Here is a 1,925-nt window from a genome sequence, read left to right as displayed (position 1 = left end):
CCGTCTTCGGTCCGACCAGTTCGAAGTCCTCCTGGAGCGTGTCGGGATCCTCCGCGTAGGCGACGCAACCGCCGCTGGCGAACATGACGAAGTGGCCGGCCGTGCGCTCGAAGACGTGTGCCAGCGGCAGGTACGAGACCGCCAGCGACTCCTCGTCCAGCGTCGGCACGTCGTCGTCCTTGTCCGGTCGCGGGCCGAATCGTTTGCGATTGCCGTTGACGTTCGAGCGGAAGTTCCAGTGGGTGAGTTTCACCCCTTTGGGCTTGCCCGTCGTCCCGCTCGTGTAGATCAGGCTCGCTAGGTCGTCCAGATCCGGCTCGTCGACCCACTCCTGGTAGGTCTCGAGATCGAACGTCTCCTCGCCGCGGTGGTAGACGTCCGCGAGGGTGTAGACGTCGTCGCGGTCGTCGTAACCCTCGAGGTCGTCCATCGAGACGATGAACTCGAGGTCGAGTTCGTCTTCGACCTCGAGGACTCGCTCCAGGAGGGCCTCGTTCTCGACGACGACGGCGGAGGCACCGGGGTCGTCGAGCAGGTACTGGACCTGGTCGGGCGAGGAACTCTTGTAGACGGTCGTGATGACTGCGCCAGCGCCGAGCAACGCGAAGTCGGTCTGTGCCCACTCCATGCGGGTGTCGGCGAAGATGCCGACGCGGTCGCCCTTCGCGACGCCCAGGTCCCGGAAGCCGGCGGCGAGTTTCCGGACGATATCACGCATCTCGGCGTAGGAGATGGTCCGGAACTCGCCCGGGGGTGCCGCCGGGAGGACCGAGTCGGTCAGCGACCGCTCGTAGATCCCCCCTTTGTACTGCTGTGCCGGTCGGTCGGCGTTCCGTTCGGCCGACTCCTCGAACATACGTCCGAGCGTCGTCTCACCGATGACCTCGTCGTCGTACTCCCGTTCTGCGGTCTCCCAGTCCATGGCTTGGCTTCCCATGGGGAGTGGGCCACATTAAACGTTGGTATTGTTTACGAACAATATGTGGGATAGCGACGAGCGCCGGTCGTCGTCGCTCGTCGGAAACTGAACGAGAACGACCGAGTACGGGGGACCGACGCGGCGTCTCGAGGGTGAGACGACCGCTCTACTCGTCGCCGTAGATGCGTTCGACGCGATCCTCGAACTCCTCGAGGATGACCCGTCGCTTCTTCTTCATCGTGGGCGTGAGCATGTCGTTCTCCTCGGTGAACTCCTGAGGGACGAGTTCGAACTGCTTGATCGTCTCGTGTTTCTCGAAGTGCTGGTTGACCCGATCGACCTCTTCCTGGACGTGCTCGCGGACCCGTTCGTCGTCGCACATCGCTTCGGGATCGTCGGGGAGGTCGATCCCTTCTTTCTCGGCCCACTCGCGGATGTGCTCGGTGTTGGGTACCAGCAGAGCGCCGATGAACTTCTCGCCGTCGCCGACGACCATCGCCTGCTCGACGACCTCGCTGGCCGCGAACTTGTCCTCGATCGGTCCGGGTGCGACGTTCTTCCCCGTCGAGAGGACGATCAGCTGTTTGAGCCGGTCCCTGAACTCGAGGTAGCCGTCGGGGCGGATGTGGATGACGTCGCCAGTGCGGAAGAAGCCGTCGTCGGTAAACGAGCGGTCGGTGGCGCTCGGTTTGTTCCAGTAGCCCTCGGTGACGTTCGGCCCCTTGACGAGCAGTTCGCCGACCTCACCCTCGTCGTTCTGGAAGGGTCGCTGGTCGACGACGCTCTCGTCGACTTTCACCTCGACGTTGGAAAGTGCAGGCCCGATCGTACCGACCTTGGCGGCCTCGGGCGGATTCGTCGAGACGACCGGCGACGTTTCGGTCAGCCCGTAGCCCTCGAAGATCGGCAGGCCCATCGCGTGGTAGAGCCGGCAGAGTTCCGGCGAGAGGCTGCCGCCGCCGCTGATCAGCAGTTCGATGTTGCCGCCCAGGGCGTCACGGACGGT

The 1,925-nt window shown here is 64.2% G+C and carries 2 protein-coding genes; both read right to left on the bottom strand.

Annotated elements, in window-relative coordinates; genetic code table 11:
* A partial coding sequence (locus TX79_RS19920; RefSeq protein WP_230198624.1) for an AMP-binding protein occupies window positions 1–922 on the bottom strand: 922 nt, incomplete at its 3' end.
* Between the two features lie 163 nt (window positions 923–1,085).
* Window positions 1,086–1,925: AMP-dependent synthetase/ligase (locus TX79_RS19915; protein WP_230198599.1), on the bottom strand; the 840-nt coding region annotated here is incomplete at its 5' end.

Origin of the sequence: Halopiger goleimassiliensis, assembly GCF_000455345.1 — an archaeon.
Lineage (GTDB): Archaea > Halobacteriota > Halobacteria > Halobacteriales > Natrialbaceae > Halopiger_A > Halopiger_A goleimassiliensis.
The sequence above is the reverse complement of the archived record's forward strand: the minus strand, read 5'-3'. Positions and strand labels throughout refer to the sequence as shown.